This is a genomic window from Shewanella sp. 11B5, assembly GCF_002836795.1.
Classification (GTDB): Bacteria; Pseudomonadota; Gammaproteobacteria; order Enterobacterales; family Shewanellaceae; genus Shewanella; species Shewanella frigidimarina.
In genome coordinates this window covers 1-1,813 of the sequence record NZ_PJAP01000764.1, presented here as the reverse complement: position 1 = coordinate 1,813, position 1,813 = coordinate 1, and the positions used below count along the sequence as shown (strand labels likewise).

Below are 1,813 nucleotides of genomic sequence, written 5' to 3'. Positions count from 1 at the left end.
ACGCTGCGTTTTTTGTGCAGCAAAGTCGATATTATCAACTTCACTTTTGCCCTGCCAATCAAGGCTAAATTCGCTATCTTGCGCTTGGCCATCGGCCAATACCACAAGGTGGTAGTCACCATTTGTCAGCTCAAGTTCGACTTTATCGGCAGATTTAACCAGTTGCCCATTCAAATACACTTGAGGATTTTCAAGCCCTTCAACGGTTAATGTGCCTTGGGTAAAACGATCTGTCGACATTGGCACTTGATAGGCTAACCAGCCCTCGCCTTCAACCTTAGTTGATGCAGCTTGCCAAGATAGTGGTTGATTAAATACCGTCACCTTACTGGCGTGATTAGCCTGGCTGATCTGAGCAACCAAATTAGCACGCAGCGCATCTGCATGGGCACTTTTCGATAATGGCGCTGCTGATACTTGATCCACAGGGCCTATTCGCTGAATGTACTTAGCGTCAATTTCTGCCCCGTGTGTCATGCCCGATATTGCAATGGCTAAACTGGTTAACACCAGAGAAAACGTTTTCATTACCTGTCCTTATTGTTGCTTTTTTTATTGATTCTTTATGCAAGTGTGACAAAACTGACCGATAAATGCATATTTTTTGTGTATCAATAATTGTCGCCCTTTGTATATGCGAATAATTGATTAACAAGGATAAGTGAATTAGCGAGAGGGAGTGAATTAAAGAAGCAATACAGTGAAAATGGAAATGAAATAGAAACCGCCAGTATTAGACTGACGGTTTATCTTTTTTGTGACGGGTCAACTTACACGAGTAAAACGCGATTAATGACCAAATTTAACTCTTACACCTGCGTTAGCAATAAAGCCATCATTACGTGACCAGATATCGGTAGTCCATTGGCCACTAGGCGCTCTATTAGGCAGTAACATTGGATGCTCATCGGTTTGTTTTACATCGAGTAAGTTTTCTAAGTTAATAAACCAACTGACTCTGCCCACCGTAATTTCGCCCATTAAACCAAGATGCCAATAAGGATTAGTTTGATCAATATAAGGGTTATCATTCACGCTTTGGGTGCCGGTATAATAAGCTTCAAAACCCGCTCTAAAGTTGCCATGCTGCTCCCACATAGCGACAAAACCACCAGAATGACGTGGTGTTAAAGCAATGGCTCTACGGCCGTCCCCGTCGGGTGACACTTCAGTTGCGTCTAAATACAAGTAACTTGCGGTCAACTTAACATCGCCTAAATAATAACGCAGCAACACTTCAGAACCACGGATCTGACTTTCGCCGGGTGCATTAACTAACCTAACAGCGTCTAAGGTGCCATCGTTATTGGCAGAGAAAGCCTCTAAACCCGTGACGTTATCCACATTCGAGCCAAACAAGGTCAAACTCGTTTCCACATCATCAAAGGTATAACTCACATCAAGCGATGCCGTTTTAGCGCGTTCTTCTTGTAAGTTGTCAATCGGCGCTAACCTTGATAATCCTGCGGCCTCAATCTCTTCAACAAACGGCGTAGGGGCAAAATACCCCTCCCCATAAGAGCCTCTTATAGTTAAGTCACTTGGGCGATAAAGCACTGACACTCTTGGGCTAAATTGAGTACCATATTCACTGTGCTCATCAATACGCGCACTGTAAGAGGTGGTGATTTGGTCTGTCAGCTCATAATCAAGTTGAGCAAATGCACCCGGCACTTTATAAGAATAATCGAACTCAGGGTACGTGTCAGAGGCAAAGATTTCAGACTGATACGCTAAACCAACAACCCAATCACTGTTATCGGTATAACCTGCGATGCTATTTTCAAGTAAATAACTCTCGTGTTGATCTTCT

At 43.4% G+C, this 1,813-nt stretch carries 1 protein-coding gene and 1 pseudogene; both read right to left on the bottom strand.

What is annotated here, in order from left to right; translation table 11 throughout:
* Positions 1-528: pseudogene (locus CXF78_RS16225) on the bottom strand (S9 family peptidase); the annotation flags it as partial.
* Between the two features lie 261 nt (positions 529-789).
* Positions 790-1,813: TonB-dependent receptor plug domain-containing protein (locus CXF78_RS16220; protein WP_145991509.1), on the bottom strand; the 1,024-nt coding region annotated here is incomplete at its 5' end.